We start from the raw sequence: 2,813 nt of genomic DNA, 5'->3' as shown, positions 1-2,813 counted from the left end.
GCAGATTGCTTGGGTGTTATATGGTCAAGCCTCACGGGCAATTAGTATTGGTTAGCTCAACGCCTCACAGCGCTTACACACCCAACCTATCAACGTCGTAGTCTTCGACGGCCCTTCAGGGGACTCAAGGTCCCAGTGAGATCTCATCTTGAGGCTAGTTTCCCGCTTAGATGCTTTCAGCGGTTATCTATTCCGAACATAGCTACCCGGCAATGCCACTGGCGTGACAACCGGAACACCAGAGGTTCGTCCACTCCGGTCCTCTCGTACTAGGAGCAGCCCCTCTCAAATCTCAAACGTCCACGGCAGATAGGGACCGAACTGTCTCACGACGTTCTAAACCCAGCTCGCGTACCACTTTAAATGGCGAACAGCCATACCCTTGGGACCGGCTTCAGCCCCAGGATGTGATGAGCCGACATCGAGGTGCCAAACACCGCCGTCGATATGAACTCTTGGGCGGTATCAGCCTGTTATCCCCGGAGTACCTTTTATCCGTTGAGCGATGGCCCTTCCATACAGAACCACCGGATCACTAAGACCTACTTTCGTACCTGCTCGACGTGTCTGTCTCGCAGTCAAGCGCGCTTTTGCCTTTATACTCTACGACCGATTTCCGACCGGTCTGAGCGCACCTTCGTACTCCTCCGTTACTCTTTAGGAGGAGACCGCCCCAGTCAAACTACCCACCATACACTGTCCTCGATCCGGATAACGGACCTGAGTTAGAACCTCAAAGTTGCCAGGGTGGTATTTCAAGGTTGGCTCCACGCGAACTGGCGTCCACGCTTCAAAGCCTCCCACCTATCCTACACAAGCAAATTCAAAGTCCAGTGCAAAGCTATAGTAAAGGTTCACGGGGTCTTTCCGTCTAGCCGCGGATACACTGCATCTTCACAGCGATTTCAATTTCACTGAGTCTCGGGTGGAGACAGCGCCGCCATCGTTACGCCATTCGTGCAGGTCGGAACTTACCCGACAAGGAATTTCGCTACCTTAGGACCGTTATAGTTACGGCCGCCGTTTACCGGGGCTTCGATCAAGAGCTTCGCGTTAGCTAACCCCATCAATTAACCTTCCGGCACCGGGCAGGCGTCACACCCTATACGTCCACTTTCGTGTTTGCAGAGTGCTGTGTTTTTAATAAACAGTCGCAGCGGCCTGGTATCTTCGACCGGCATGGGCTTACGGAGCAAGTCCTTCACCCTCACCGGCGCACCTTCTCCCGAAGTTACGGTGCCATTTTGCCTAGTTCCTTCACCCGAGTTCTCTCAAGCGCCTTGGTATTCTCTACCCAACCACCTGTGTCGGTTTGGGGTACGGTTCCTGGTTACCTGAAGCTTAGAAGCTTTTCTTGGAAGCATGGCATCAACCACTTCGTGTTCTAAAAGAACACTCGTCATCAGCTCTCGGCCTTAGAATCCCGGATTTACCTAAGATTCCAGCCTACCACCTTAAACTTGGACAACCAACGCCAAGCTGGCCTAGCCTTCTCCGTCCCTCCATCGCAATAACCAGAAGTACAGGAATATTAACCTGTTTTCCATCGACTACGCTTTTCAGCCTCGCCTTAGGGACCGACTAACCCTGCGTCGATTAACGTTGCGCAGGAAACCTTGGTCTTTCGGCGTGGGTGTTTTTCACACCCATTGTCGTTACTCATGTCAGCATTCGCACTTCTGATACCTCCAGCAAGCTTCTCAACTCACCTTCACAGGCTTACAGAACGCTCCTCTACCGCATCACCTAAGTGATACCCGTAGCTTCGGTGTATGGTTTGAGCCCCGTTACATCTTCCGCGCAGGCCGACTCGACTAGTGAGCTATTACGCTTTCTTTAAAGGGTGGCTGCTTCTAAGCCAACCTCCTAGCTGTCTAAGCCTTCCCACATCGTTTCCCACTTAACCATAACTTTGGGACCTTAGCTGACGGTCTGGGTTGTTTCCCTTTTCACGACGGACGTTAGCACCCGCCGTGTGTCTCCCATGCTCGGCACTTGTAGGTATTCGGAGTTTGCATCGGTTTGGTAAGTCGGGATGACCCCCTAGCCGAAACAGTGCTCTACCCCCTACAGTGATACATGAGGCGCTACCTAAATAGCTTTCGAGGAGAACCAGCTATCTCCGAGCTTGATTAGCCTTTCACTCCGATCCACAGGTCATCCGCTAACTTTTCAACGGTAGTCGGTTCGGTCCTCCAGTTAGTGTTACCCAACCTTCAACCTGCCCATGGATAGATCGCCCGGTTTCGGGTCTATTCCCAGCGACTAGACGCCCTATTAAGACTCGCTTTCGCTACGCCTCCCCTATTCGGTTAAGCTCGCCACTGAAAATAAGTCGCTGACCCATTATACAAAAGGTACGCAGTCACCCAACAAAGTGGGCTCCCACTGCTTGTACGCATACGGTTTCAGGATCTATTTCACTCCCCTCTCCGGGGTTCTTTTCGCCTTTCCCTCACGGTACTAGTTCACTATCGGTCAGTCAGTAGTATTTAGCCTTGGAGGATGGTCCCCCCATATTCAGACAAAGTTTCTCGTGCTCCGTCCTACTCGATTTCATGACCAAGAGATTTTCGCGTACAGGGCTATCACCCACTATGGCCGCACTTTCCAGAGCGTTCCGCTAATCTCAAAGCCACTTAAGGGCTAGTCCCCGTTCGCTCGCCACTACTAAGGGAATCTCGGTTGATTTCTTTTCCTCAGGGTACTTAGATGTTTCAGTTCCCCTGGTTCGCTTCTTAAGCCTATGTATTCAGCTTAAGATACCTAACTTATGTTAGGTGGGTTCCCCCATTCAGACATCTCCGGATCAC

The 2,813-nt window shown here is 51.9% G+C and carries 1 rRNA gene (cut by a window edge); it reads right to left on the bottom strand.

The annotated features are described in order from the left end of the window. Nucleotides 1–20 precede the first annotated feature (20 nt). Nucleotides 21–2,813, bottom strand: a 23S ribosomal RNA gene (locus tag AC3WK5_RS11895) (it continues 148 nt past the right edge of the window).

It is taken from the genome of Pseudomonas sp. FW306-02-D09B, assembly GCF_058782685.1.
The sequence above is the reverse complement of the archived record's forward strand: the minus strand, read 5'-3'. Positions and strand labels throughout refer to the sequence as shown.